This is a genomic window from Acidovorax sp., from assembly GCF_046294525.1.
Lineage (GTDB): Bacteria > Pseudomonadota > Gammaproteobacteria > Burkholderiales > Burkholderiaceae_C > Acidovorax.
Window position 1 is genome coordinate 287045 of record NZ_JBKBKQ010000002.1, and the last position, 26083, is coordinate 313127.

28 protein-coding genes are annotated in these 26083 nt (G+C 69.1%); 13 read left to right on the top strand and 15 right to left on the bottom strand.

What is annotated here, in order from left to right:
* Positions 1 to 32: 32 nt before the first annotated feature.
* Positions 33 to 935: an oxidoreductase gene (locus ACK4HJ_RS03720; RefSeq protein ID WP_409827821.1), complete on the top strand. Its 903-nt coding sequence runs from the start codon at positions 33 to 35 to the stop codon at positions 933 to 935.
* A 9-nt stretch (positions 936 to 944) separates the two neighbouring features.
* Here ACK4HJ_RS03720 and ACK4HJ_RS03725 read toward each other — a convergent pair whose 3' ends face one another.
* Positions 945 to 1139: a hypothetical protein gene (locus ACK4HJ_RS03725; protein ID WP_409827822.1), complete on the bottom strand. Its 195-nt coding sequence runs from the start codon at positions 1137 to 1139 to the stop codon at positions 945 to 947.
* 96 nt (positions 1140 to 1235) lie between these two features.
* Between ACK4HJ_RS03725 and ACK4HJ_RS03730 the strand changes: the two genes are divergently transcribed.
* The 3 genes from ACK4HJ_RS03730 (at position 1236) to ACK4HJ_RS03740 (ending at position 3558) form a co-directional block, all read left to right on the top strand.
* Positions 1236 to 1844, top strand: coding sequence for an exopolysaccharide biosynthesis protein (locus tag ACK4HJ_RS03730; RefSeq protein ID WP_409827824.1), 609 nt, complete (start codon positions 1236 to 1238; stop codon positions 1842 to 1844).
* Positions 1845 to 2062: 218 nt separating this feature from the next.
* Entirely contained in the window at positions 2063 to 3139 is a 1077-nt protein-coding gene (locus ACK4HJ_RS03735; RefSeq protein WP_409827826.1) for an SDR family oxidoreductase, read from the top strand.
* A 41-nt stretch (positions 3140 to 3180) separates the two neighbouring features.
* Entirely contained in the window at positions 3181 to 3558 is a 378-nt protein-coding gene (locus ACK4HJ_RS03740; RefSeq protein WP_409827827.1) for a hypothetical protein, read from the top strand.
* 203 nt (positions 3559 to 3761) lie between these two features.
* Here ACK4HJ_RS03740 and ACK4HJ_RS03745 read toward each other — a convergent pair whose 3' ends face one another.
* From ACK4HJ_RS03745 to ACK4HJ_RS03765, 5 genes are all read right to left on the bottom strand, one after another.
* On the bottom strand, positions 3762 to 6143 hold the full coding sequence (locus ACK4HJ_RS03745) for a xanthine dehydrogenase family protein molybdopterin-binding subunit (protein WP_409827829.1): 2382 nt from the start codon (positions 6141 to 6143) through the stop codon (positions 3762 to 3764).
* The gene (locus ACK4HJ_RS03750; RefSeq protein ID WP_409827831.1) at positions 6140 to 7189 is read right to left on the bottom strand and encodes an FAD binding domain-containing protein; all 1050 of its coding nucleotides are present in this window, start codon (positions 7187 to 7189) and stop codon (positions 6140 to 6142) included. Before ACK4HJ_RS03750 ends, ACK4HJ_RS03745 begins: the two co-directional genes overlap by 4 nt.
* Positions 7186 to 7797: a (2Fe-2S)-binding protein gene (locus tag ACK4HJ_RS03755; protein ID WP_409827833.1), complete on the bottom strand. Its 612-nt coding sequence runs from the start codon at positions 7795 to 7797 to the stop codon at positions 7186 to 7188. The genes ACK4HJ_RS03750 and ACK4HJ_RS03755 overlap by 4 nt, the downstream gene beginning before the upstream one ends.
* Positions 7798 to 7935: 138 nt before the next feature.
* Complete coding sequence (locus ACK4HJ_RS03760) at positions 7936 to 8475, bottom strand: hypothetical protein (RefSeq protein ID WP_409827834.1); 540 nt, start codon at positions 8473 to 8475, stop codon at positions 7936 to 7938.
* A gap of 50 nt (positions 8476 to 8525) precedes the next feature.
* A complete protein-coding gene (locus ACK4HJ_RS03765; protein ID WP_409827836.1) occupies positions 8526 to 9272 on the bottom strand; it encodes an NIPSNAP family protein in 747 nt (248 codons plus the stop codon).
* Positions 9273 to 9394: 122 nt separating this feature from the next.
* On the opposite strand from ACK4HJ_RS03765, the gene ACK4HJ_RS03770 reads away from it, so the two are divergent.
* The gene (locus ACK4HJ_RS03770; RefSeq protein ID WP_409827838.1) at positions 9395 to 10429 is read left to right on the top strand and encodes a helix-turn-helix transcriptional regulator; all 1035 of its coding nucleotides are present in this window, start codon (positions 9395 to 9397) and stop codon (positions 10427 to 10429) included.
* Between the two features lie 89 nt (positions 10430 to 10518).
* On the opposite strand, the gene ACK4HJ_RS03775 is transcribed toward ACK4HJ_RS03770, so the two are convergent.
* Positions 10519 to 12114 (bottom strand): methyl-accepting chemotaxis protein, encoded by a 1596-nt coding sequence (locus ACK4HJ_RS03775; RefSeq protein ID WP_409827840.1) that lies wholly within the window; start codon positions 12112 to 12114, stop codon positions 10519 to 10521.
* Positions 12115 to 12398: 284 nt separating this feature from the next.
* Positions 12399 to 13061, bottom strand: coding sequence for a TetR/AcrR family transcriptional regulator (locus ACK4HJ_RS03780; RefSeq protein ID WP_409827842.1), 663 nt, complete (start codon positions 13059 to 13061; stop codon positions 12399 to 12401).
* Positions 13062 to 13166: 105 nt separating this feature from the next.
* Here ACK4HJ_RS03780 and ACK4HJ_RS03785 point away from each other — a divergent pair, with 105 nt between their 5' ends.
* The 5 genes from ACK4HJ_RS03785 (at position 13167) to ACK4HJ_RS03805 (ending at position 16654) form a co-directional block, all read left to right on the top strand.
* Positions 13167 to 13595, top strand: a complete 429-nt coding sequence (locus ACK4HJ_RS03785) for a VOC family protein (protein ID WP_409827844.1) — start codon at positions 13167 to 13169, stop codon at positions 13593 to 13595.
* A gap of 5 nt (positions 13596 to 13600) precedes the next feature.
* The gene (locus tag ACK4HJ_RS03790; RefSeq protein ID WP_409827846.1) at positions 13601 to 14260 is read left to right on the top strand and encodes a glutathione S-transferase family protein; all 660 of its coding nucleotides are present in this window, start codon (positions 13601 to 13603) and stop codon (positions 14258 to 14260) included.
* Positions 14261 to 14306: 46 nt separating this feature from the next.
* Positions 14307 to 14798, top strand: a complete 492-nt coding sequence (locus ACK4HJ_RS03795) for a DUF1579 domain-containing protein (RefSeq protein WP_409827847.1) — start codon at positions 14307 to 14309, stop codon at positions 14796 to 14798.
* 239 nt (positions 14799 to 15037) lie between these two features.
* Entirely contained in the window at positions 15038 to 16111 is a 1074-nt protein-coding gene (locus tag ACK4HJ_RS03800) for a pirin family protein (protein WP_409827849.1), read from the top strand.
* Between the two features lie 72 nt (positions 16112 to 16183).
* The gene (locus tag ACK4HJ_RS03805) at positions 16184 to 16654 is read left to right on the top strand and encodes a peptidylprolyl isomerase (RefSeq protein WP_409827850.1); all 471 of its coding nucleotides are present in this window, start codon (positions 16184 to 16186) and stop codon (positions 16652 to 16654) included.
* A 54-nt stretch (positions 16655 to 16708) separates the two neighbouring features.
* Here the strand turns inward: ACK4HJ_RS03805 and ACK4HJ_RS03810 are convergent, their stop codons facing one another.
* The gene (locus tag ACK4HJ_RS03810; protein WP_409827852.1) at positions 16709 to 17536 is read right to left on the bottom strand and encodes an SDR family NAD(P)-dependent oxidoreductase; all 828 of its coding nucleotides are present in this window, start codon (positions 17534 to 17536) and stop codon (positions 16709 to 16711) included.
* Positions 17537 to 17661: 125 nt separating this feature from the next.
* Here ACK4HJ_RS03810 and ACK4HJ_RS03815 point away from each other — a divergent pair, with 125 nt between their 5' ends.
* Positions 17662 to 18264 (top strand): TetR/AcrR family transcriptional regulator, encoded by a 603-nt coding sequence (locus ACK4HJ_RS03815; RefSeq protein WP_409827854.1) that lies wholly within the window; start codon positions 17662 to 17664, stop codon positions 18262 to 18264.
* Between the two features lie 30 nt (positions 18265 to 18294).
* Here the strand turns inward: ACK4HJ_RS03815 and ACK4HJ_RS03820 are convergent, their stop codons facing one another.
* Positions 18295 to 18837 (bottom strand): PleD family two-component system response regulator, encoded by a 543-nt coding sequence (locus tag ACK4HJ_RS03820; RefSeq protein ID WP_409827856.1) that lies wholly within the window; start codon positions 18835 to 18837, stop codon positions 18295 to 18297.
* Positions 18838 to 19006: 169 nt separating this feature from the next.
* Complete coding sequence (locus tag ACK4HJ_RS03825) at positions 19007 to 19930, bottom strand: LysR substrate-binding domain-containing protein (protein WP_409827858.1); 924 nt, start codon at positions 19928 to 19930, stop codon at positions 19007 to 19009.
* Positions 19931 to 20035: 105 nt separating this feature from the next.
* Here ACK4HJ_RS03825 and ACK4HJ_RS03830 point away from each other — a divergent pair, with 105 nt between their 5' ends.
* Together ACK4HJ_RS03830 and ACK4HJ_RS03835 are read left to right on the top strand one after the other, a co-directional pair.
* Positions 20036 to 20686: a glutathione S-transferase family protein gene (locus ACK4HJ_RS03830; protein WP_409827859.1), complete on the top strand. Its 651-nt coding sequence runs from the start codon at positions 20036 to 20038 to the stop codon at positions 20684 to 20686.
* Positions 20683 to 21699: a pyridoxamine 5'-phosphate oxidase family protein gene (locus ACK4HJ_RS03835; protein WP_409827861.1), complete on the top strand. Its 1017-nt coding sequence runs from the start codon at positions 20683 to 20685 to the stop codon at positions 21697 to 21699. The genes ACK4HJ_RS03830 and ACK4HJ_RS03835 overlap by 4 nt, the downstream gene beginning before the upstream one ends.
* Before the next feature lie 92 nt (positions 21700 to 21791).
* Here the strand turns inward: ACK4HJ_RS03835 and ACK4HJ_RS03840 are convergent, their stop codons facing one another.
* The 4 genes from ACK4HJ_RS03840 to ACK4HJ_RS03855 all read right to left on the bottom strand — a co-directional run bounded on the left by ACK4HJ_RS03840 (position 21792) and on the right by ACK4HJ_RS03855 (position 26039).
* On the bottom strand, positions 21792 to 22670 hold the full coding sequence (locus ACK4HJ_RS03840; RefSeq protein WP_409827862.1) for a TIGR03915 family putative DNA repair protein: 879 nt from the start codon (positions 22668 to 22670) through the stop codon (positions 21792 to 21794).
* A 4-nt stretch (positions 22671 to 22674) separates the two neighbouring features.
* Positions 22675 to 23967 carry a putative DNA modification/repair radical SAM protein gene (locus ACK4HJ_RS03845; RefSeq protein ID WP_409827864.1) on the bottom strand — a complete coding sequence of 431 codons (1293 nt, stop codon included), beginning with the start codon at positions 23965 to 23967 and terminating at the stop codon, positions 22675 to 22677.
* A gap of 63 nt (positions 23968 to 24030) precedes the next feature.
* Positions 24031 to 25044, bottom strand: a complete 1014-nt coding sequence (locus ACK4HJ_RS03850; protein WP_409827866.1) for a Bug family tripartite tricarboxylate transporter substrate binding protein — start codon at positions 25042 to 25044, stop codon at positions 24031 to 24033.
* A complete protein-coding gene (locus ACK4HJ_RS03855; protein WP_409827867.1) occupies positions 25041 to 26039 on the bottom strand; it encodes a Bug family tripartite tricarboxylate transporter substrate binding protein in 999 nt (332 codons plus the stop codon). Before ACK4HJ_RS03855 ends, ACK4HJ_RS03850 begins: the two co-directional genes overlap by 4 nt.
* Positions 26040 to 26083 lie beyond the last annotated feature (44 nt).

Genomic DNA, 26083 nt, shown 5'->3' on the forward strand with positions numbered 1-26083 from the left:
CTGCCTTATTCCCCATTGCTTCAGGAATTGCCATGACCAACTCTTCGACCTCCCTGTCCCCTGGATCCCCTGCACCCGCCTTTCCCCGCGTCTGGCTGATCACCGGCGCCGCACGCGGCATCGGCGCGCGCATTGCCGAGGCCGCGCTGGCCCAGGGCGACGCCGTCATCGCCACGTCGCGCAACGCCGCCTCGGTCGAAAAGCGCCTGGGCGCACACGATGCCCTGCTGCCTCTGGCACTGGACGTGACCGATGAAGACCAGGCCCAGGCGGCCGTGCAGCGCGCGCTGGCGCACTTCGGCCGCATCGACGTGCTGGTCAACAACGCGGGTTACGGCCTGCTGGGCGCGGTGGAAGAGGCCACCGCCGACGAGGTGCGCAGCCTGTACGACACCAATGTGTTCGGCCTGCTGCACGTAACCCGCGCCGTGCTGCCCGCCATGCGCGCGCGCCGCGCAGGGCATGTGGTCAACATCTCGTCGCTGGGCGGCGTGCAATCCAGCGCGGGGTTTGGGCTGTACTGCTCCACCAAGTTCGCGGTCGAGGGCATCACCGAGGCGCTGCATGCCGAGCTGTCGCCGCTGGGCATCCACGCCACGGTGGTGGAGCCGGGGTACTTCCGCACCGAGTTTCTGGACAGCGCCTCGCTGGCCGTGTCGCCGCGCGTGCTGGACGACTACTCCGAGAGCGCCGGCGCTGTGCGCGAGGCTGCGCGCCGCATCAACCTGAACCAGCCCGGCGACCCCGTGCGCCTGGCCCGCGCCGTGATGCAGCTGGTGGCCAGCCCCACGCCCCCGCTGCGCCTGCCGCTGGGCACGGACACGTTGCAAACCATTGCCGACAAGCACGCCTTCGTGGCGAAAGAGACAGCGCATTGGCGCACGTTGGCCGCGTCCACCGACTTTCCGCGCGAGGCGCTTGAAAACGCTGCGTGAGCGCTGCCATCAGTAGCTACTATTTTTATAGCTGTTAGCGATTTTGCAGCAAGCGCTGGAGGCCAAAAACGCTTGAATTTTTGGCAACTCCTTCGGTTGGATGGGCCGCCTGGCATGGGCGGCTTCCGCCAGCGCCGCTGCGACGTCCGCACCGGCATTGGTGTCAGCGCCAGCCCCACGCTGGCTCGCGCTGCCGTCCGCCATGGTGGCGCCTTTGCTCGCGGCACTCTGGGTAAGCCCGTGCCGTGCCGGTCCTGCTGGCACGGCCTTTTTGTTGTTTGCCCGCTCCACGCCCGTGCCATGTCTGCTGTTGTTGCCACCACCGTCCCCTCCCGCCCCGAATCCATCGGAGATCTGCTCGACTGCTTTGAGGCCTTTGCGCGCAAGGACGACCGCGTGGCCATGGGCGACCTGATCGATGCGATTGGCACGCGCAGCTATGGGCCGTTTCTCATCATTCCCGCGCTGATTGAGTTGTCCCCGGTGGGCGGCGTACCCGGCGTGCCCACGGTGCTGGCCGCCATCGTGGCGCTTTTTGCGGCGCAGATGCTGTGGGGCCGCCGCCGACTGTGGGTGCCCGGCTGGGTGGCGCAACGCACGCTGGCGGCGCGCCATCTGACGCGCGTGGTCAAGGCCATGCGGCCCGTGGCGCGGCGGCTGGACCAGTGGTTTTATGGCCGGCTGCAGGCGCTGACCAGCGGGCCCTGGATGCGGGTGGCGGCCGTCGCTTGTGTGGGCCTGGCGGCGCTGGTGCCGCCGCTGGAGCTGCTGCCCTTTGCCAGCTCCGCCCCCATGGGGGCCATTGCGCTCTTTGGGTTGGCGCTGATGGTGCGCGACGGGGTGCTGATGATTTTGGCGTCTGCGCTGGCGTGCGGGGCCGTGGGGCTGGCGGTGTCGCTGCTGGTGTAAGTACAGGCTTCAAGCAGGGCACAGCCATCTGCAGCGGGTTGCGGACGCTGTCCTACATCGCACGCGCTGGCAGCGCATTACAACTGCACAAGCGTTTGCGCAAGGCCGATGGTGGCAACGCCGCAGCGCATGCCCGCGTTGGCGCATGCACTGCTCGCCACGGCCCGTCTTCTCCTTTTTGCACTTTCCGCTTGTGCGTTTTACGAGCCATGTCGTCCATGCTTGACCCCCTCCGCCCGCAACCTTCCACGGCCGCACACCCTGCGCCAGCTCCATCGCCCGCTTCGCCACAGGTCGTGGTGATCACCGGGGCGTCCAGCGGCATCGGCCATGCCACGGCGCTGGCCTTTGCCCGCACGGGCGCCTGCCTGGTGCTCGCGGCACGCCATGCCGAGACGCTGGCCCCCGTCGCCAAGGCCTGCCGCGCCGAGGGCGCCAGCGCCGCTCTGGCCGTGCCCACCGATGTGACCGATGCCGACGCGGTAGACCGCCTGGCGCGCACCGCGCTGGGCCACCACGGCCACATCGATGTGTGGGTGAACGGCGTGGGGGTGGGCGCAGTGGGCGGGTTTGAGGCCACCCCCGTGGCCGCGCACCGCCGCGTGGTGGAGGCCAACCTGCTGGGCCACCTGTACGGTGCCCACGCGGCGCTGCGGCACTTTCGCGAGCGGCGACGGGGCCGGCTGATCAACATGATCTCGGCCGGTGGCTGGATCCCCTCGCCGTTTGCTGCGGCCTATACGGCCAGCAAGTTTGGCCTGCGGGGGCTGTCGGCCGCGCTGCGCGCCGAGGTGTCGGACCTGCCGGACGTGCACGTGTGCGACGTGGCCCCCACATTTGTCGATTCGCCCGGCCTTTCGCACGCCGCCAACTACACCGGCCGCAACATCGACCCCGCGCTGCCGCTGCTGAACCCGCGCCGCGTGGCCGATGCCGTGGTGGCCCTCGCGCAGTCGCCGCAGCCACGTGCCGTCACCTGGCTGGGCGCTGCAGCGGGCCCGGGGCGGCTTGCGCAAACCGTGGCGCCGGATGCCCTTGGGGCCTTCATGCGCTGGGCGACCGCCAAGGCCTTGGGCTTGGCCCGGCCGGCGCCCTCCACGGATGGCAACCTGTTTGCCCCATCGCGCGGCACGGCGGTGGACGGCGGGCGCAGCAAGGCCGCGAACCAGGCCCTGGGCCGCCTTGCGGCGCTGGGGGCCGTGGGCTTGGTGCTGGGTGTGTGGGCTGCGCGCCAGCAGCAACCTGCGGCGAGGCCAGCGCCCCGCCAGATCCTGGGCGCGGACGCTGTCCCCTGAGCGGCGCCGACCTGACATTTTTTGTTTGCAGGAGTTTTACCTTGGCCTCTGACCTGACCGACCGATCTGATCGAAACGCGCCATCCACGTCCGCGCCGTCCGACCCTGCGGGCGTGCCCTTCACGCTGTACGCGCTGCGCGGCCGGGTGCTGGCGAGCAATGTCCGCGGCAAGCTGGTGGACCTGGGACATCTGGCCCAGGAGGGCGATGGCAGCTGGGCCTACCGGCTGGACGGCGACCAGTCCACAGGTGCCGCGCTGGCCTCGGCGGAGGAGGCGCTGGGCCACATCGCCAGCACCACCACCTTCCTGTTCCTGGACGGGCAGTTCACCGCGCTGGAAGACCTGGGTGGTGCGTCGCGCCCCGACCTGGACACCGCTGTGCAGCGCGAGGTGGTGCTGAGCCCCGCCGCACGGTAGGATCCTCCGCACGAATCACCGCGCAGTGTGCGTCTGCGGCCTCGGGCGGTCTGCTGCGTTGCAAATACTCGCAATAGCTACGGCTATTGCTGCGTTTTGCGCCTTGCAGCCCATCCCGATCCGCAGCGCACACTCCCTGCTCGATTGGTGCAGAGAATCCCTGGCCGCACGGGGCATTGGCCCCGATGCAGTGAGGGGGCTTATTACCCACCCCCCATGTTGAACGGCGCTGGCAGCACCGCGCTGTCGCCCGCGTCCCAGCCCTCGCCCGGCGCCATGACCTTGTCCGGTGTCATGGGCGTACTGTGCAGCCTGCGGCCGGTGGCGTGGTAAATCGCGTTGCTGATGGCGGCGGCCACACCCACGATGCCGATCTCGCCCACGCCCTTGGCGCCCAGGCGGCTCACGATGCGGTCGTCCTCGGGCACAAAGATCACGTCGATGTCATGGATGTCCGCGTTCACCGGCACGTGGTATTCGCCGAAGTTGTGGTTCATGAAGCGGCCCTGCGCGTGGTCGCACAGCGTTTCCTCATGCAGCGCCTGGCTGATGCCCCACACAATGCCGCCCACCACCTGGCTGCGCGCCGTGCACGCGTTCATGATGCGACCCGCAGCCACGGCGCTCACGACGCGCGTCACGCGCACGGTGCCAAAGTCCTCGTCCACGCGCACTTCGCAGAACACGGCTGAGTGTGTGGCGCGCACGTACTTCTTTTGCTTGAGCAGGCGGGGGATCAGCAGGTACTTGTCTTCCATGCGGTCCGTGCCGCTCGCGGCCACCACCGCGCCCAGGGGGACGGCGGTGTGGGGGTCGCCCCGGCGGCGGACGGCGCCGTCCACAAACTCCACCTCGGCAAAACGTGTGCCGGCCAGGGGAGAGCCCGCCATGGCGCGCGCGCCCTTCCACAGCCGCTTTTGCAGCTTCTCGCACACGCCCTGCACCGCAGAGCCCACGCTGGCCACGTGCGACGAGCCGCCCTCAATAGGCGCCAGGGGCAGGTCCGAATCCCCCAGGCGAAACGCCACACGCTCCAGCGGCAGGCCCAGCGCGGCGGCAGCGATCATGGCCATCGCGGTGTAGGTGCCGGTGCCGATGTCGCTGGCGGCGCTGGACACGGTGAGGTGCCCGTCAGCCGCCAGCACGGCATGCGCGCGCGCAAACATCTGCATGGCGTCCCACTGGCCGGTGGCCATGCCCCAGCCGATCAGCTCATGCCCCTCGCGCATGCTGCGGGGCTCGGGGTTGCGGTGGGCCCAGCCAAAGCGCTCGGCGCCCTGGTGATAGCAGGCCCGCAGTTCTTTGGTGGAATACGGCAGGTCGTTGGCGGCGTCGCGATCGGTGTAGTTCTTCAGCCGCAGGGCCAGCGGGTCCATCCGCAGGGCGCTGGCCAGCTCGTCCATGGCCACCTCCAGCGCGTGCACGCCGTGGGCGGCGCCCGGGGCGCGCATGTCCATGGGGGTGTAGTGGTCCAGCTCCACCAGCTGGTAGCCCAGGCGCACGGTGTCGCTGCGGTACAGCTGGCCCGACCAGTTGACCACCACCTCGCAGTAGTCTTCCTTGCGCGAGGTCTCGGCAATGGCCTCGTGGATCACGCTTTGCAGGCTGCCATCGGCGGCGGCGCCGAGCTTCACGCGCTGCCAGGTCTCGGGCCGGTGACCAAAGGTGAACATCTGCTGGCGCGTGAGCACCACGCGCACCGAGCGCTTGAGGTGCAGCGACGCCATCACCGCCAGGATGAGGTTGTATTGCGGCCGCAGACCCGATCCGAATGCGCCGCCCACAAACGGGTTGCGCACGGTGACCTTGCGTTTGCCCAGGCCGAACACGCGCGACACCAGCCAGCGGCAGTTTTGCGACCCCTGTGTCTTGTCGTAGATGGTCAGGTGCCCGTCCTCGCTGCGGATGACCGTGCTGGCATGCATCTCCATGGGGTTGTGGTGCTCCACCCCGCTGTAGAACTCGGCGTTCACGCGGGCTGCGGCGTTCTCGTACGCAGTGTCGGCATCGCCCCGGGGGTCGGGCGGTGGCGAGTAGCCCGCCTTGAACGACGACGGCGCGCGCCCGCGACCCAGGTGCTCCAGCAGGTCGGTCTGGTGCGGCACGGGGGTGTAGTGCACGGCCACCAGGCTGGCGGCATGCCGGGCCGCCTCAAAGCTCTCGGCCAGCACCAGAGCCACGGGCTGGCCGCTGTAGTGCACCTCGTCGCCTGCCAGCGGCTTGAACGGCGACCCGGCAGGCGCCGTCATGTCCTTGTAGAACAGGTCAAGCCGCCGCATGCGCGGCCGGTTTTCGTGCGTAAGGATGTCCAGCACGCCCGGCACGTCCAGTGCAGCCCGCAGGTCCATCTGCGCAATGCGGCCGCGCGCCACGGTGCTGTTCACCACCACGCCCCACACCAGGTGGGGCGCCGCGTATTCGGCAGCGTAGCGCGCCAGGCCCGTCACCTTGGCCATGGCATCGATGCGCGGCACGCTGCTGCCCAGCGCGACCACCCCCGTGCCGGCAGGGGCTATGGGCTGGTGTACGGCGTGGGGGGGGGCGCCGTGGCCCGCCGTGGGATGGTGTGGCGCGGTCTGGGTCATGCCGGAATTCCTGGTGTGGTGGCGTTGGGGCGCTCGGGCCCGGGCGTGCCGGCGGTGGCCAGCGCCAGGGCACGCACGATGGCGCGGCGCGCGAGCGGAATCTTGAAACCGTTGTGCCCCAGGCCCGTGCCCTGCGGCTGTGCGCCCTCCAGCAACACGCTGGCGGCTTGGTCAAAGACGGCCGGGTCGGGCGCCTGGCCCACCAGCACGTCTTCGGCTTCGGTGCGGCGCCAGGGCTTGTGCGCCACACCGCCCAGCGCAATGCGCGCGCGGGCAATGCGGCCTTCGGAGTTGAACTTGAGCGCTGCGGCCACCGACGCCAGCGCAAACGCGTACGAGGTCCGCTCGCGCAGCTTGAGATAGGCCGAATGCGCGAAGAACCCGCTGGGCGGCGGAAGCTCGATGCACAGGATGAGCTCGCCGGGCTGCAGCACGGTGTCCTGGTCGGGCCGGTCACCGGGCAGGCGGTGGAAGTCGGCGAACGCAATGGCGCGCGGGCCGCCGGGCCCTTCCACATGCACTGTGGCCTCCAGCGCCGCAAGGGCCACGCACATGTCCGAGGGGTGCACGGCAATGCAGTGCGCGCTGGCGCCAAGGATGGCGTGCTGGCGCGCGAGCTGGCCCACGGCCGAGCATCCTGCTCCCGGCTCGCGCTTGTTGCAAGGGGTGGCGGTGTCGTAGAAGTACACGCAGCGCGTGCGCTGCAGCAGGTTGCCGCCGTTGCTGGCCATGTTGCGGATCTGCGGCGATGCGCCAGCCAGGATGGCGGCCGACAACAGCGGGTAGTGCGTGCGCACCAGCGGGTGATAGGCGGTGGCGGCGTTACGCGCCAGCGCGCCCAGCCGCAGCCCGCCCTGGGGCGTGGGCTCGATGGCCGAGAGGTCCAGGCGGTTGATGTCCACCAGCATGCGGGGCCGGGCGACGTTTTCCTTCATGAGGTCCAGCACATTCGTGCCGCCGGCGATTGGCACAGCGGTGGGGTGCTGCTGCAGGGCGGCCAGGGCCGTGGCCACCGTGTCGGCCGGGGCGTAGTGGAACGGGTTCATGCGGCCGCCGTTCGCGCAGTGGCGGCTGGCCGTGTGGGAGCGGGCGTGGGTGAAACACCCAACGCCACCTGGCACACGGCCGCGGCGATCTGCGGGTAAGCGCCGCAGCGGCACAGGTTGCCGCTCATCAGCTCGCGCACGTCGTCGGCAGAGCGGGCCTGGCCTTCGTTCATCAAGCCCACGGCAGAGCACAGCTGGCCGGGCGTGCAGTATCCACACTGCAGCGCATCGTGCTGCACAAAGGCGGCCTGGATGGGGTGCAGCGCAAGCGTGCCTGGCGCCGGCGGCGTACTGTCGGCTGGCGGCGCGAGGGCGGCCAGCCCCTCTACCGTGGTGACCGCACAGCCCGCGCGCATCACCCCCAGCGTGAGGCACGAGAGCACGCGCTCGCCGTCCACCAGCACGGTGCACGCGCCACACTGGCCATGGTCGCAGCCTTTCTTGGTACCGGTGAGGTGCAGGTGTTCGCGCAGCAGGTCCAGCAGGCTCACCCAGGGCTCGATGTGCAGCGTGTGCTCGGCGCCATTGACGGTCAGGTGGATGGCGAGCCGCTGCATGGCGGGCGGTGCTGCTGCCGGGGCTGGCAAGGCGTCGGGGTCTGGAATCATGGGCACTCCGGGGGCCGCGTGCGGCCGGGTGGGGATCGGCAGGCCCGGCGGAACCCGATGCGCTGTGGGTTCATTGTTCGAATGCCCGCGTTGCGCTGACTGTCGGACAGCGCCGCGTGCGCCTGGCAGCCGCAAGGGTCAAGGGGCGCGCAAGGGCCGCGTGAATTCCATCACCCAGTTGACCTCCCAGGTGGCGCCGGCATCGTCCGAAAACGCCTGCTGCCATCGTGGTGTGGATGTGTGCATGCCCGTCCATTCAAAACGCACGCGCACGGGCCGGCCTTCAAACAGCTCTTCGCCCTCGAACCGGCCCACGCCGTCGGCAAAGCCGCCCACCACAGGTGGCAGAAGGCAGCCCGTGGCGTCCAGGCCGCCGGTGGCGTTGTCGAGCCAGTAGATGCTCCAGCGCTGCGTGGCAGGGCTGTAGATGCGCAGTGACGTGCCTACAAAACCTGCATTCCATGCCAGCGGCGTGAAGTCGTCGCAGTTGCCGATGCCGCCGGGCAGGGGGCGCGCGCAGCCGGTGGCGTCAAACACTTCCCAGTCGTTGCAGCCCGCCAGCCGCCGTACAAGGCGGGTGTTGCGGATGTGCCAGGGGCCCATAAGGAAGTCGAAGTCATGCGCAGGGCCGGTGGCCGCTGCGGGCGAGGGGATGGTGATGAGGTGGGGTGTGGGCATGGAAGCTCCGTGGGAGAGTAATGGGTGAGGGAGAGGTGGTTGAGGCGTAGTCACGCATGCAGCGCCGAGCGGCCAGTGGGCTGCAGCCGCAGCACGTCGGGCGCGCGCGGCGACAGCCAGGGCGCAAGGTCTGCGGCCGCCTGCCGGGCCCAGGCCCCGCTGTCCGAAAACGCCCGCACAGCCGCAGCGTCGTGGAACAGGGCCAAGCCCAGCAGCACAGGCGCGCCCTCGCGCACGGGCAGGCGCGCAAAGGTGTTGGGGCTGTCCTCCGTGCAGTACCAGGCCTGCTGCAGCGCGCCGCCGCGCAGCAGCACGGGCGCCATACGGTGGCGGCAGAAGTCCAGCAGGGCCGGGGTCGCGGGCTCGCGAAGGTAGAACACGGTGGCGCACACCACACCGGCAGCGGGCTGCTGTGCAGCGGCTGCGCCGGCTGCCGGGCGGGCGCGCTGCGGCAGCGCGGCCGTGGCGCCGGGCCAGGCGAGGCGCAGCAACAGCACGTTGTCGGAGTCCACCATGGTGGCGTTGGCCGCGTCACGGTGTGCTGCCCACACCCGGCCGCCATAAAAGCCTGTGAGCGCGCGGTGCCGTGCAACCATGTCGTCAAAGCCGCGCAGCCACACAAAGTGGTCGGGCTGGTCGAGGTCGCGGAACTGGCCCAGCACGCGCATGCCGTGCGCCTCTTGCGTCTCCACAAATTCGCGGTCGAACAAGTCGATGAGCACGTCCCGCTGGCCGGGGTGCAGCGTGTACTGGCGGAGTTCGACGATGGGGCTGGGGTCGGTTGGATGTGCAGACATGCGGGATCCTCTAGGTGATGGAATGAACAGCCCGCAGTGTGCAAACCTAATCCTGCCAACCCATGGCAGGTATTTGCGCTATCTTTGGCGATCTCTGCTGCCATCCCTGTTTCTTTCGACCCATGCGCGCCAGCCGCCTGCTTTCACTACAGATGTTGCTGGAGACCCGCGGCCGCATGAGCGCGCAGGCGCTGTCCGAGGCGCTGGAAGTTTCGGTGCGCACCCTGTACAGAGATGTGGACCAATTGAGCGCAGCCGGTGTGCCCATCTACGCGGAGCGCGGTCGCAACGGCGGCTTTGCGCTGCTGCCGGGCTGGAAGACCACGCTCACCGGCCTCACGCCCGGCGAGGCGCAGGCGGTGTTTCTGGCCGGCCTGCCCGGCCCCGCGCGCGACCTGGGCCTGGGTGGCGATGTGGAGGGCGCGCAGCTCAAGCTGCTGGCGGCGCTGCCCGCCGCCTGGCGCGACGATGCCCAGCGCGTGAGTGCCCGTCTGCACCTGGACCCTGTGGACTGGTACCGCGAGAGCGAGCCCACGCCCCACCTCGCCACTGTGGCAGCCGCCGTGTGGAGCGGGCACCAGATCCGCATGCAATATGAAAGCTGGACCGGCACGGTGGAGCGCACCGTGATCCCGCTGGGACTGGTGCTCAAGGCCGGGGCGTGGTACCTGGTGGCCCAATCTGCCGAGACGGCACAACACAGCAAGCACAGCAGAACCGCCGCGGGCGCTGCAACGGCCGGGCCGCGCACCTACCGCGTGGCGAATATCCGCGCTTCGCAGGTCCTGCCCACGCCTGCGCGCCGCCCCGCGCGGTTCGACCTGCCGCGCTACTGGGCCGCGTCCATCGCGCGGTTCGAGTCCGAAATCTTCACCGGCGAGGCCACCGTGTTGGCCACTGCAGCGGGCCTCAAGGGCCTGCGCGCGCTCGGCAGCGCCGTGGCGCGCGCGGTGGCCGCCGCGCCGCCGTCGCGGCGCCAGGACGGGCGCGTGGCTGTGCGCATTCCCATCGAGTCCGTAAAGCACGCTTGCGGCCAGCTCATGCGGCTGTCGCCCCAGGTGGAGGTGCTGCGACCGGCGGCACTGCGCCGTGCGCTGATGCAGCGGCTGCAGGCCACTGCCGCGCTGTATGGGCTTGGCGTGCTATCAAATAGATAGCTGGTGGCGCTTGTCTATAAAGCGCTGGAGGCCGATTTGACTTGAAAACCATCCGGTCCGCCTGTGCCGCGCGGGGCCGGATGTTGCACTCAGGCACCGTGTGCCAGGGCCAGACCGCCCTCGACGCGGAACACGGCCACCGAGTCCACCAGCTGGTGGGCCTGCTGGTTCAGGGTTTGCGCGGCGGCGGCCATCTGCTCCACCAGGGCGGCGTTCTGCTGGGTGGAGTGGTCCAGCTGCGCCACAGCGCCACCGATTTGCCCGATGCCCGCACTTTGCTCGCGGGTCGCGGCGCTGATCTCGCCGATCAGGTCCGCCACGCGATTGACCTCGCCCACGATTTCCGTCATGGCCGAGCCCGCGCTGTGCACCAGGGCAGAGCCGGTCTCCACCTTTTCCACGCTGGCCTCGATCAGCGCCTTGATCTCCTTGGCGGCGGTGGCCGAGCGCTGGGCGAGGCTGCGCACCTCGCTCGCCACCACGGCAAAACCGCGGCCTTGCTCGCCTGCACGGGCGGCTTCCACGGCCGCGTTGAGCGCCAGGATGTTGGTCTGGAACGCGATGCCGTCGATGACGCTGATGATGTCGCCGATGCGGCGCGAGCTGGTGGTGATGTCCCCCATGGTGCTGACCACCTGGGACACCACAGCGCCGCCGTGTTCGGCCGCAGCGCGTGCCGCCGATGCGAGCTGGCTGGCCTGCTGGGCGGTGTCGGAGTTTTGCTGCACGGTGGCGGTCATCTGCTCCATCGACGCGGCGCTCTGCTGCAGGCTGGCGGATTGCCGTTCGGTACGGTGCGAAAGGTCGGTGTTGCCTGTGGCGATTTCGTGCGAGCCCGATTCAATGGCCGTGGCGGACGAGCGCACGCGGCCCACAATGCCGGCCAGCGCCACCTGCATTTCGCCCAGCGAGGCCAAAACGCTGTTGGCTGGCGCGGTGGCGCTGCCCGGCACGGTGCCCAGGTCGCCCGAGGCCACGCGGCGCGCGGCGGCGCTCAGATGCACCGGGTCCGCGCCCAGCGATCGCATGAGGCTGCGGTTGATCAGCGTGGCCAGTCCGACGGCCACCAGGATGGACACCACCGCCGCTGCGATCAGCGTGATGCGCTTGGTGTTGAACTTCTCCGCCGCGCTGCTGATTTCGCTTTCGGTAGAGGTGGCGATGGCTTGCGTGTATTCCGCCGTGGTGCCGATCAGCTGCTGCAGCAGGGGCTGGCATTCGGCGTTCATCTTGGCGATGGCTTCGTCCTTTTTGCCGGCCAGGGCCAACTCCACAATGCCCAATGCCACAGGGCCGTATTGGCGCTCGATCGATTCGAGTTTTTGCAACAGGGCGCGCTCTTGCGGTATTGCATGGGTGGCCGCTGCCAGCGCGCGCTGCAGCTCTGCCATGCGGCTTTGCACCCGCTCGTGGGCGGCCCGCACGGCGGTGGTCTCGGCCTGGATGTCGGCCGGGCTGGTGAGCAGGATCAGGTTGCGCGCCGAGATCGCCCGGGCGTTGGCGGCTGCCTGAATGTCGCGCGCCAAGCTGCCCCGGTGCAATTCATTGGCGACAAAGCCCTGGAAGTCGTCCCGGGCGTCGCCCAGGCTGCGCAGCGACAGGAGGGAGACGCCCATCAGTATCGCGATGAGCAAAGAGAAGGCCATCGTCAGTTTTTGCGTGACGGTTTTATGGTGAAAGTCCATGGGTCCGGGAATGGCTGAGCAGGTGCAGTAAGAGACACCTGCAGTGAGGAATGGGTATTCAGATTTGGGGCGTCAGTAACTAACGGCAGGGCCTCAGTTACTTCATGTTCCAAAATGTGAATTGTTAGTCACTCCGCAACCATGCGGTGTAGGCCGAAGGCGACAACCCGTGCATTCGCAGGGTGGACGCACCCTTTACAACGGGCTCGTTGGATTGGTGATAAACGCGCGGGCATTGCGCCACGGCCGCCTCCAGAGCAGAAGGCCGACGGCGGGAGAAAGGCTCACAGGCCCCGTTCCACCATGTCCAGCAACCGTTGTCCCAAGCCTTCCAGCAACGCCTCAGGCGTGCCGCGCAGCGGGCCGTCGATGGCCAGCATGGCCATGCCGTGCACCGTGGACCAGGCCAGGTATTCGGCGCCTGCGCGGCGCTCGGCCGGCAGCGCGCCTGCGGCCACCAGGTCGTCCAGCGCGGCGCTCAGGTGCTGGAAGGGGTTGAGCCCGGTGGCGCCGCCCATGGCCGGGTCGGGGTTCTGCTGCACGGCGAAGCGTCCGCCGAAGGCTGTACGGAACAGCCCTGTCTCCGCCTGCGCATACCGCAGGTAGCCCGCGCCCACGGCGCGCACCCTGGCATGCGCCTGCTGGACGGCGCTGCCGGTGGCAGGGGCACGGGCCAGTTCAGCTTCCATGAAGTGCGCCGCCTCGGCGACGGCGGCGGCGCGCACGGCGCCCAGCAGGTCGTCGCGGTTGGCGAAGTGGCGGTAGGCCGCGTTGGGCGCTACGCCCGCGCGGCGCGTGGCCTCGCGCAGCACCACGGCGTCGGGCCCGCCCTGGCGGGCCAGCTCAATGCCGGCGTCCAGCAGAGCGCGCCGCAGGTCGCCGTGGCGGTAGGTGCTGCGGACTGTGGCGCGGGCCGGTTCGGGGGCGTTGCGGGTGGTTACGCTCATTTTGGCTTCGATGTGGACACTGTTCATTATCTCTGCTAAGGTTTGTGGACGGTGTTCACAATGAGCGCCGACGAACTGATTTGCCAACCTTTTCGAGGAGTACCCATGAAAGTCGAGCCCTACCTGATGTTCGAAGGCCGCTGCGAAGAAGCGCTGGACTTCTACCGCCGCGCCGTCGGCGCCGAGGTGAAGGTGGTCATGCGCTACAAGGACAACCCTGACCCTGCCGGCGCCCCCGGCTGCGCCGATGGCAGCGGCCCCGGACCCATGCCCGAGATGGTGATGCACGCCGAGTTCGCCGTGGGCAGCACCACGCTGATGGCCTCGGACGGGATGGGATCGGGCAAGGCAAAGTTCGATGGCATCTCGCTCGCGCTCAGCCCGGACAGCGCCGACGAGGCGCGCCGCCTGTTCGACGCACTGGCTGAGGGCGGCCAAGTGCAGATGCCGCTGGCCAAGACCTTCTTCTCGCAGGCCTTTGGCATGGTGGCCGACCGCTTTGGCGTGCCCTGGATGGTGGTGGGACCGGAGTGAAACCCGTGCTCGCCCTCTATGGCCACCCCTTCTCGTCGTACACGCAAAAGGTGCTGACAGCGCTGCACGAAAACGGCACGCCGTACGAGCTGCGCAGCCTGGACCCTGCCGAGCCCGCCCACCATGCGGCCGAGTGGCGGCGGCACTGGCCGCTCGCCAAGTTCCCGGTGCTCGTGGATGGCGAGCACACGGTGGTGGAAAGCAGCATCGTGATCGAGCATCTGCAGCTCGCGCACCCGGGGCCGGTGCCGCTGATCCCGGCAGACCCGGTGGCCGCGCTGCCCGTGCGGTTCATGGACCGCTTCTTCGACCTGCACGTGATGGCGCCCATGCAGCACGCCGTCAACGGCGCGTTGACGGGCGACCCCACCAAGCGGGCCGAGGCCGGTGCCTGGGCAGCCGAGAAGCTGGACGCCGCCTACGCCTGGCTCGAAGGCGAGCTGACCGGCCGTACCTGGGCCACGGGCGACGCTTTCACGATGGCCGACTGTGCCGCTGCGCCCGCGCTGTTCTATGCCGACTGGACGCACCCCATCGCCGCCAACTACCCACAGCTGCGTGCCTACCGCGCACGGTTGCTGGCCCGCCCGTCGTTTGCCCGCGCGGTAGAGGGCGGCCGGCCCTATCGCCATTACTTTCCCCTCGGCGCGCCCGACCGCGACTAACACGTTACGGCGAACGCCTCAACACTTCCGTTACAAGGAGACTCCCATGATGAATGCCGAACCCCATGCCATGCACCGCTGGCTGCAGCAACTGCTGGGCGACTGGACCAGCACCTCCGGATGCGACGCGCCGCCCGGCCAGCCGGCCGAACAGTCCCTGGGCGCCGAGCACGGCCGCGCCTTGGGCGACCTGTGGGTGATCCTGGAAGGCACGGGCACCATGCCCGGCGGCGGCGAGGCCCGCATGCAGATGACCCTGGGCTACGACCCCGACAAAAAGGAGTTTCTGGGCACGTGGATCGGATCGATGATGACCCACATGTGGATCTACCGCGGCACGCTGGACGCCGACCAAAAAGTGCTCACGCTCGAAACCGAAGGCCCCAGCTTCCAGAACGACGGCAAGATGGCGCGCTACCGCGACGTGATCACCATCGTGGGTCCGAACGAGCGCACGCTGACTTCGTTCGGCCAGCAGCCCGATGGCAGCTGGAACCAGTTCATGCAGGCCACCTACCGCAGGAAGACGGCTGGTTAGGTCGCCTGGACGTGTGAGCTGCTACTGTTTAGATAGCTGTCAGCGCTTCATGGATAAGCGCTAGAGCCCGATTTGGCTTGAAATTTTGGAGCGGCGCGGGTGCGGCGCACTTTCCATCGTCCTGTGCAGTGCACCGCACTGTCCTGCCCAGCGCACTTCTGCACGGCGCCACAGCCCTTATCTTTGACAGGTGCGCCGCCCGATGGCTGGCGGCGCCTTAAAAGACAAGGAGCCCCTGGATGCCGACACCGACCACCCCCGCCGCCGCGCAGCCCATTGTCCAAGCCCAGGCCCTGGGCCCGCTGTGGCCCACGATGGACCCCTTCCTGTTCTGTGCCCACCACGACGACGCCTACCCTGCCGGCAATGGCGCGTTCGCCCCGGCCGTTCCCGTCGACGACCGCCAGATCGGCAGCGACTTCAGCCGCAAGGACGGCTGGAGCATGTACCACGGCGACACCGTGCCCGGCTTTCCGGGCCACCCGCACCGCGGCTTTGAAACCGTGACGCTGGTGCGCAAGGGGCTCATCGACCATTCCGACTCGCTGGGCGCTGCCGCGCGTTTTGGAGGTGGCGACGTGCAGTGGGTGACTGCGGGCAAGGGCATCGTGCATTCCGAGATGTTCCCTCTGCTCAACGCGACCGAGCCCAACCCGCTGGAACTCTTCCAGATCTGGCTGAATCTGCCCGCGAAGAGCAAGATGGTGGAGCCGCACTTCACCATGCTGTGGAATGAGCGCATCCCCCGCTTGGTGCACCACGACGCCGCAGGCCGCGCCACCACTGTGACCGTGGTGGCCGGCGCGCTGCCCGGTGCGTCCGCACCGCTGGCGCCGCCACCCGAATCCTGGGCTTCGCAGCCCGAGGGCGATGTCGCCATCTGGACCTTGCGGATGGACCCTGGCGCAGAGTGGACGCTGCCCGCGGCCCAGGGCGCGGGCACGCGCCGCATGCTGTACTTCTTTGTGGGCGACCGCCTGCGCGTCGGTCCGCAGGAGGTGGGTCAGCATGCGGCACTGGAGTTGGTGGCCGGGCAAGACTGGACATTGGCCAACACCGGAGCCACCGCCGTGGAATGCCTGATGCTGCAAGGCCGGCCCATTGCCGAGCCCGTGGCGCAGTACGGCCCGTTCGTCATGAACACGCAGGCCGAGATCATGCAGGCCATGAACGACTACCGCCGCACCCAGTTCGGCGGCTGGCCGTGGGACCAGCAGGACCCGGTGCACGGCGCGGAGCCGCGCCGGTTTGCACGCTACCCCGGCCAGGCCGAGGAAGACCGGCCCGAAGATGCGGCCAAGGCTGCCGCTTAACCCGAGCGCGCCCGGAGCACGCGGGTCGTGGACAATCGCCGGTCCCGACCTGCGTCGTCCGATCGAATCACCATGAACATCACCAAAGACACCGCCGTCACCCTCACCTACAAGGTCACCACGCCCCAGGGCAAGCCACTGGATTCCGGCACCCTGGCCTACCTGCACGGCGGATATGAAAACATCTTTCCCAAGGTCGAGGCCGCACTGGAAGGCCAGGGCGCGGGCTACAGCACCACGCTGCAGCTGGCAGTGGAAGACGCCTTCGGCGCGCGCGACGAAAGCCTGGTGCGCACCATCCCCAAGAGCGAGTTTCCGCCCGGCGTGAAGGTGGGCGGCCAGTTGCAGGGTGTGGGCAACGATGGCCAGCCTGCCGTCTTCAACGTGGTCAAGATCAAAGGTCCCGAAGTGCACCTGGACGGCAACCACCCGCTGGCCGGCCAGGCGCTGGTCTTCAGCTGCAAGGTCACGGGCGTGCGCGCCGCCAGCGCCGAAGAGATTGCGCACCGCCATGTGCATGGTGCCCACGGCCACCACCATTGAGCGTGCCACCGCGCGGGGCGTGATCCTGCATCGCCCCGGAGCGACCGTGCTGCGTCACGCCGCTTCTGCGGTGTAGCGCGTCGCCGGCTGGCGCAGCGACAGGTAAGGGCCCAGTGCCCGGCGCGCATCCTCCAGCGCGTTCCATTCGTGCACGGCTTCCAGCGAGGGAATCGTCACGGCTTCGCCCTGATCCAGCCCGGCCAGAGCCGCATCCACCATCGCGTCCACTTCCATCAGCATGTCCGCCGGCAGGTGTTGGATGGGCGTGCCCGCGCGGTCCCAGATCTCGGTGCGGGTGGCGCCGGGCAACACGGCCTGCACCCGCACGCCCAGCGGGCCCAACTCTTGTTGCAGTGACTTGGTCAGGTTCAGCACATAGGCCTTGGTGCCGCTGTAGGTGCCGCTGAACATCTCGGGCACCAGCGCCAGCACCGAGGCGATGTTGATCAGCGTGCCTCCCTTGCGCGCCGCAAACGCCTTGGCGGCAGCGGCGGCCAGGCGCGTGGGCGCCAGCACATTGAGGGCAATCATCTGCTCCACTGCCTCCAGGTCAGCCGTGGCCAGCGTGCCGCTCACGGCCATGCCCGCGTTGTTTACCAGCAGCGCAATGCGCGCGTCGGTCTGCAGGCGCTGCTCCACCCGGGCCAGGTCGGCGCGCACGGTCAGATCGGCCTGCAGCACCTCGGCCTGCACGCCGGTATGGCGCTGCAGCCGCTCGGCCAGGGCCGCCAGGCGCGCGCCGTCGCGCGCCACCAGCACCAGGTCGTAGCCGCGGCGCGCCAGCCGGTCGGCATACACGGCGCCAATGCCGGACGAGGCGCCGGTGATAAGGGCGGCCCCCAGCGAGGGACGGGAAGCGACGGGTGCGGGGGTGTGGATCATGGACAGCTCCTGAAAGAAAAAGCGAGATGGTTTAGATGATGGTCGTCGCGATTAAATTATATGACGATCATCATTTAAAATGTCAAGCACACATTCTCAGAGCACACCACGCACAAGGGCCTGCAATGAAAGTCAGCAAGGAACAGATGGCGGAAAACCGCGAGCGCATCCTGGATGTGGCCGCGCAGTTGTTCCGCGAAAAGGGGTTTGACGGCATCGGCGTGGCCGACCTGATGAAGAGCGCGGGCCTCACGCACGGTGGCTTCTACGGCCACTTTGCGTCCAAGGACGACCTCATGGCGCAAGCCACGGAACGCGCACTGCAGCGCCTGCGGGCTGCGTGGGCCGCGATGGCTCAGGAAGCCGAAGATGCAGGCCGGGATCCGCTGGCCACGCTGGAGGCGGCCTACCTCTCGCCCCGCCACCGCGATGCGCCCGGCCACGGCTGCCTGTTGGCGGCGCTGGGCAGCGACGCAGCGCGCCAGGGGCCCGCCGTGCGCCAGGCCGTGACAGAAGGGGTGCGCGCGCAGGTGGAAGGGTTGGCAGCCCTGGTGCCCGGCCGCCCCAAGGCCGCCCGGCGCCAGCGCGCGTTGGCCGACTACGCCAGCTTGGTGGGCGCCATGGTGCTGGCCCGCGCGGTGGACGACCCCGCACTCTCCGACGAAATCCTGCAGGCCACGGCGGCGGCCCTGCGGGTGCACGCGGGCAACGCGGGCAACGCGGGCTGATGTGGCCTGGTCGCGGCCGGGGCGGCGGCTTTAAGCCTCAGGCGCCGCTGCCGCGGCAGCGTCCCCTCGGCGGCGAGGGATGAACTCGTCGTCGAGCAGCGCCTCGATGCGCGCAAAAATTTCGTGGCGCGAGAACGGTTTTTTCATGAAGTCGTCCGCGCCGATGCGGTTGGCATAGAACTGCTCGGTGGCGTGCTCGTTGCCGCTGATCATGATCACCGGAATGTTCTGCGACGCCGGCATCTTGCGGATGGTGCGCAGGGCATTGAAGCCGTTCATGCCCGGCAGGATGATGTCCAGAAAGATCAGCTCGGGCGGGTCCTGTTCGATTAACGCCAAGCCCTGTTCGGCATCTCCCGCCTCGCGGGTGTCGTAGCCCGCCGAGCGCAGCACCTTGCGCAGCACGGTGACCACGGTGGGTGAGTCGTCGATGATCAGGACGGTCGTGCCCTTGCGCGCGTTCACGCGCTTGCGCTGGCGGCGCTCCACGGGGCCGGTCGGCTGCGCCGGGGTGGCTTCGGGGCGTTCTGTGACCTTGCGAACGCTGCCCAGAAGCCGGTCAAAAATACTCATACGTGCTGCCTTGATGCTTGTGAAGGGGCGTTTGGCGGGCGCCGGCACTTTCCTGGTTGAACAGGGCGCAAGTATTCCAGAACCCGCAAGATGGCCCTCCGCCGCTGGTCGGGCCGCCGGGCACCTTGGGTCGGTTTGCGCTCTGGATGGGAGCGTCCTTCGTCCCAGGTCAGCGCGCCCCGCCCCGGCCCAGCCCGCGCCCGCGCAGCACCGGCTCGGCGCCCAGCCGCTCGCGCGCAAACTCCACAAACGCCCGCACCTTGGCGGGCGCACGCCGCCCTGCCGGGTAGACGATGTGCACGGGCACGGGCGGCAGTTCGTACTCGGCCAGCACCACGCGCAGGCGCCCGGCGCGCAGGCTGGCGGCGGCCTGGTAGGCCAGGCAGCGCGTGAGGCCCACGCCCGCTTCGGCGGCGGCGATGTCGACCTCGTTGCTGTTGCTGATCCATGCAAACTGCGGCTGGCCCAGCGCCCCGTCCTTGAACTTCCAGGGCGAGGGCGCACGCGCGTCAAACGCGAAGCCGATGGCGCGGTGTCCGGTCAGCTCGCCAGGGTGGCGGGGCTCGCCATGCTGCGCCAGGTACGCTGGCGAGGCCACCACCAGCCGCCGCAGCGCCCCCACCTGCACGGCAGTGAGGCCCGAGTCCGGCAGTGGCGCGATGCGGATCGCCACGTCCATGCCCTCGTCCAGCAGGTGCACCAGCCGGTTGACGAAGAGGGTGCGCACCTGCACGCGCGGCTGGGCCTGCACAAAGCCCTGCACGATGGGTGCCACGTGCACGGTGCCGAACATCTGTGGCGCGGTGATGGAGAGCAGGCCCTGCGCCTCGGCCTGCGCGCCGCCGGCGGCCAGCTCGGCCTCGGCCAGGTCGTTCAGGATGCGGCGGCAGTCGGCCAGAAAGCGCTCGCCCGCTTCGGTCAGCCGCACCAGGCGCGTGCTGCGCTGGAACAGCAGCACACCCAGGCGCGCCTCCAGCGCTGCAATGGCGCGCGTCACGGCCGCCGCCGAGCAGCCCAGGCGCCGCGCCGCCGCCGCAAAGCCGCCCGCGTCGGCCACGGCCACAAAGCTGCGGAGGTTGTCCAGGTGGTCCATTGTTGCAATCCGTGCAATTTTGAAAGGCGGACTATGGCTATTAACGCCGTGGTGCGCAATAGATAAGGTCGCGGCACTGTCCACTTCTTTTGCAGAAAGCCTTCCATGCCCACACCTGCCCACGCCTTCACGCTGTACCGCATGCCCGTTTCCGGCCACTGCCATCGGGTGGAACTGATGCTGTCCCTGCTGGGCCTGCCTTGCGAACTGGTCAACCTGGACCTGCGCAAGGGCGAGCACCGCACTCCCTCGTTCCTGGCGTTGAACCCGCTGGGCCAGGTGCCGGTGCTGGTGGATGGTGACACGGTGCTGAGCGACAGCAACGGCATCCTGGTGTACCTGGTGCAGCGCTACGCCCCCGGCAGCGCCTGGATGCCGCAGGACCCCGTGGGCCAGGCCCGGCTGCAGCGCTGGTTCAGCCTGGCCGCGGGCCTGCTGGTGCCCGGCGTGGCCACACCGCGCTATGCCACGCTGGCCGGCCGGCCCGTGCCCGACCGCGAGGGTGCCCTGGCCACCGGCAAGCGCCTGCTCGACTACATGGAAGGCGAATTGCAGGGCCGCTCCTGGCTGCTGGGCGGCGCCGAGCCCACCCTGGCCGACATTGCCATGGTCAGCTACACCTCGCAGGCCCACATCGCGGGCCTGCCCATGGCGGAGTACCCGCGCATTGGCGCCTGGGTGGCTCGGCTGCAGGCGCTGCCGGGCTACGTGCCGCTGGCCGACACGCTGGCGCCGCCCGCGCAGGAGGCCGCATGACGACGGCCGCCCTGGCTTTCCACGCGGGCGAGCAGGCGCTGCAAGAGCGCCTGGGCGTGCGCGAACGCATGGCCGCCATCGGCCCCCAGGTGCTGCGCGACCACATGCCCGACCAGCACCGCGAGCTGTTCGAGAAGCTGCCCACGCTGCTGCTGGGCGCGCTCGACGCCCACGGCCAGCCCTGGGCCACCATGGTGGCCGGGCCCCCCGGCTTTGTGCACACGCCCGATGCCCGTCGCATGCGGATTGCCGTGGCACCCGGGGCTCCCGGGGCGTGCATGGTGGCCGACCCGGCGCTGGCCGCGCTGGCGGCGCAGGGCACCGGCGCCCCGGTGGGCGTGCTGGGCCTGGAGCCGCACACCCGCCGCCGCAACCGCATGAACGGGCGCGTGGCCGCGTTCGGCGCGACGGGGCTGGAGGTGGACGTGGTGCAAAGCTTTGGCAACTGCCCCAAGTACATCCAGGCGCGCGAGCCCGGGCTGCACGCCGTGGTGGCACCGCCCGCCCCCGCGCAGGTTCTGGGTCCGCAGCTGGATGCGGCGGCGCTGGCGCTGGTGGCGCGCAGCGACACCCTGTTCATTGCCAGCGCCTCGGCGCCGCGCCCGGGCGCCGAGCGCAGCGATGGGGTGGACGTGTCGCACCGGGGCGGCGAGCCCGGCTTTGTGCGTGTGGAGCACACGCGGGAGGGCCTGGTGCTGTCGCTGCCCGACTACCCGGGCAACCTGTTCTTCAACACCCTGGGCAACCTCGCGCTGCACCCGCTGGCGGGGCTGCTGTGGGTGGACTATGACCACGGCGGCTTGCTGCACGTGGCCGCGCGCGCAGAGCTGCTCTGGGACGAGGCCGACCGCGCGCCCTGGCCCGGCGCACAGCGTGTGCTGCGGCTGCAGGTGCTCTCTGGCGTGTGGCGCGCCCAGGCGCTGCCCTGGCGGTGGACGGCTGCGCAGCCTGCGCCGCAGTTCAGTGCGATGCGGCAGGCGGCGGGAGTGGAGGGGCGGCACCCGCCCGCTTGAACCGCTCATGCGGGGCTTGCCGCAGCGCCACGCAAGGCTTCGACAGGCTCAGCCCGACCGGGTATGCCAGTACAGGCCCATTCGCGCCCGGCTCAACCTCGATCCCTGGACCGGTCTGGGCGCAGCGGCGCAATCGCCTTGCGCGGCGTGGTGGGCCCGGCCGCCACCATTTGCGCGCTGCGCTCGTGCGCGGTCTGGGCCAGCTCGGTGATGAGCGCGGCCTCGGGCAGGTTGTGCCAGTAGCGCGTGGGCATCTCCTTTTTCATCATGCCCATCTTGAGCCGCGCGGGGTTGAAGATGTGGCGGTAGTAGGTGAGCCACAGCGCCTCGCCCGCGTCGGGCGGCGGGGCATCGCTGCGCTGCGCGCCGGGCCCGGTGTGCAGCTGCTGGCCGTCCCAGCGCACGCTGGCGTCGGGGGTGAGGATGGCCCAGTGCATCTGCGTGAAGCGGCGGATGAAGAAGCCCGCGTTGGCCAAGGTGATGTAGTGGTCGGGCTCGAACCAGGCCATGTGGACGGTTTGCCCATCGGGCTCGACCACCGGGCGAAAACGCACAAAGGCGTGCATCTTGTGCATGTCGCGCGCCACGGCGCGAGCCATGTGGTGGGCCAACATGCGGTCGGCGTCCAGTGGGTCGTGCCGCGCGGCTTCGGCTTCAGAGCCCCCCTGCGCCATGCGCCAGAGCAGGCGGTACATCAGCGCGAAGCGGGCCGGGTCGCGGTGCAGGATGAGTTGCTGCTCGCACAGGCGCACAAAGTCGGGCGGCACGCGCAGCGTAGGCGCACCGGGGGCAGGCGGCGGCAGGGTGTTGCTGGCTGCAGGCTCGGGTGCAAACAGGTCTTCAGCGGCATCCACTTGGCAGCGCCAGTCCACGGCGTGCGGCGGCACATGGGCTTGCACCAAGGCGCGTGCGGCGGTGCGAAAGCCATGCCAGTCGGTGGGATGGGCCAGCGTGACCGTGTGGCGCTGCATGGCTTCAAAACAAACTGCGCTGCACCGGCGGCGGCGCCAGCTGTGCAGCCAGGTCCGCCGCCTCCAGCGCGCGGCCCGGCCGGTAGTCGGCCGCCTCCACAAAGGGCAGCACTTTTTTCAAAGGCACATGCAGCCGCGCCAGGTCCGCATGCCGCAGGCGGCGCACGCGGCGGGCGGCCAGCAGGCGGTCCACCGTCTGCACGCCAAAGCCGGGCACGCGCAGCAGCAGCTCGCGCGGGGCGGTGTTGAGGTTGACGGGGAAGCGCTCGCGGTGCGCCAGCGCCCAGGCCAGCTTGGGGTCCACATCGAGTGCCAGCATGCCGGCCTGGCTGCCTGGGTTGCCTTGGCTGGGCGGCACGATCTCGTCGTGGGTAAATCCGTAAAAGCGCATCAGCCAGTCGGCCTGGTAGAGCCGGTGCTCGCGCACGGTGGGCGGCGAGGCCAGCGGCAGGGCGCGCGCCGCATCGGGAATGGGGCTGAAAGCCGAGTAGTACACCCGCCGCAGCCGGTGCGTGCCATACAGCCGCGCGCTGGTGGCGAGGATGGTGCGGTCGTCCGTCGCATCGGCTCCCACAATCATCTGCGTGCTCTGCCCGCCGGGCGCAAACAGCGGCGCGCTGGCCCGGCGCGTGGTGCGCGCTTGCGGCATGGACACGATGGCCTGCGCTGCCTGCTCCTTGCGGGCGGCGCGTGATTCGCCGATGTGCACGGCCATGCGGGCCATCGATCGGTCGATGGCGGCGCTGTCCTTCTCAGGCGCCAGGGCGGTGAGGCCCTCGGCCGTGGGCAGTTCGATGTTGATGGACAGCCGGTCGGCATAGCGGCCGGCGCGCTGCATCAGCTCGGGCGATGCGTCGGGGATGGTTTTGAGGTGGATGTAGCCGCGAAAGTCGTGCTCTTCGCGCAGCGCGCGGGCCACCTCCACCACCTGCTCCATGGTGTAGTCGGGGCTCTGGATGATGCCGCTGGAGAGGAACAGCCCTTCAATGCAATTGCGGCGGTAGAAATCGAGCGTGAGCTGCACCACCTCATCCACCGTGAAGCGCGCGCGGGGCACGTTGCTGGTCACGCGGTTCACGCAGTACAGGCAGTCGTACTGGCAAAAGTTGGTGAGCAACACCTTGAGCAGCGAGATGCACCGCCCGTCCGGCGCGTAGCTGTGGCAGATGCCCATGCCTTCGGTCGAGCCCATGCCCCGCCCGCCCACCGAATCGCGCGGCGCGGCGCCGCTGGACGCGCAGGAGGCGTCGTACTTGGCGGCGTCGGCCAGGATGGCGAGTTTGGACTGTAAATTCACTGGATGAATTTACAGTATCCCCAGGACCCGACCGGGGCGTGGGGTTATGGCCAGCGAGGCGGGCTACTGCTTCGTGAGGCCGAGCTTGCGGATGGTGCTGCCCCACTGCTCATAGGTGGAGCGTGTCAGCGCTGCCAGCGCGGCGGGGCTGGAGGATTCGGCCTCGTAGGCCCCTTGCCGGAAGAAGTCGCGCGTGGCCGGCATGGCCAGCACCTGCACCAGCGCGGCGTTGAGCTTTTCGACCACCGGAGCGGGCATGTTGGCAGGGCCATAGAAACCCAGCCAACTGGGCATGTCGATGCCGCTCACGCCCTGCTCGCCCATGGTGGGCACGTCGGGCAGCATCGGGCTTCGCTGCGGCGCGGCCACGGCCAGCATGCGGACTTTGCCCGTGGCCGTGTTCTGGATGGCGTTGGGCGCCGCGTCAAAGTAGAACTGCACGCGCCCGGCCAGGAAGTCCTTGGCGGCGTCGGCGCCGCCCTTGTAGGGAACATGCACCGCGTCCAGCCCGGCCTGGCGCACAAAGGCTTCGCCGTAAATGTGCGACGAAGTGCCCGTGCCAAACGACGCATAGCCCGTCTTGCCCGGGTTCGCCTTGATGTAGGCGACCAGTTCCTGCACGGTGCGGGCTGGCACGCTGGTGTGCACCGTCAGCACCAGGGGCCCGCGCGCGCCCAGCGACAGCGGCGTGAGATCCTTGAACGGGTCGTAGCGCACATTGGCGAGCGTCTGCGGGTTCTGCGCCACCACGGAGGAGGGCGCGTACATGATGGTGTACCCATCGGGCGCGGCGCGGATCACCTCTTCCGTGGCCAGGATGAAGCTGGCGCCCGGGCGGTTTTCCACGATCACCGGCGTCTGCAACACATCGCCGAGCTTGGTGGCCACGAAGCGCGCCTGCGCGTCCGATGCGCCGCCAGCGGCCAGGCCCAGCACGATGCGGATGGTGCGGCCCTTCTCGGGAAACGGCGCGGCGGCCCGCGCACCCAATGGCGTGAGCGCAGAGCCCAGAGCGGCCAGGGCCAGCCCCGCATTGAACCGGCGGCGGGGCAGCGTGAAGACGGTCTGGTCGGTCATTGCTTGGCCAGCCCCACTTGCTGCACCATCGCGCCCCATTGGTCATAGGTGGTGCGGGTGATCTTGGTGAACTCCTGTGGCGTGGTGCTGCCCGCCTCGTAGCCGCCGTTGCGGTAGAACTCCTGGACCTGGGGCATCGCCAGCACCTTGGCCAGCGCGGTGTTCAGCTTCTCGACCACGGGGGCAGGCATGTTGGCGGGCCCGTAGAAGCCCAGCCAGCTGGGCAGGTCCAGCCCGTCGAAGCCCTGCTCGGCAAAAGTGGGCACGTCTGGCAGCGCTGGGATGCGCGCCTGGGCCGCCACGGCCAGCACTTTCACCTTACCCGTGCCGGCCGTGATGATGGCCGAAGAGGCCGAATCGAACATGTACTGCACGCGTCCGGCGATCAGGTCCTTGGCCGCATCGGAGCCGCCCTTGTAGGGGATGTGCACAGCATCGGTGCCGGTCTTCTTGACGAACGCTTCGCCATAGATATGCGAAGAGGTGCCCGCGCCAAACGATGCGTAGCTGACCTTGCCCGCATTCGCCTTCACGAAGGCCACCAGTTCCTTCACATTGTTCGCGGGCACCGTGGTGCTCACCGACAGCACCAGCGGCCCGCGCCCGCCCATCGAGATGGGCGTGAAATCCTTGAACGGGTCATACGGCACCTGGCTGAAGGTGTGCGGGTTTTGCGCCATCGTGGAGGACGGTGCATACAGCATGGTGTATCCGTCAGGCTGGGCGCGCGAGACTTCGGAGGCCGCCATCATGGTGCTGGCACCCGGCTTGTTGTCCACGATCACGCTGGTGCCCAGCACCTCGCCCAGCTTCTGCGCCACGATGCGCGCCTGCGCATCCGTGCCACCCCCGGCGGTAAACCCCACCACGATGCGGATGGACTTGCCGCGAACGGGAAAGTCCTGCGCCTGAACCAGTGAAGGCGCGGTGCCCCACAACGCAGCGGCGCCGAGCGCCAAGCCCAGCGCCCGGCGCGTGCCGGAAAAATCTTTCATCCTTGTCTCCTTGCGGTTGTTTTGCTTATTTTGAACTTTCAATC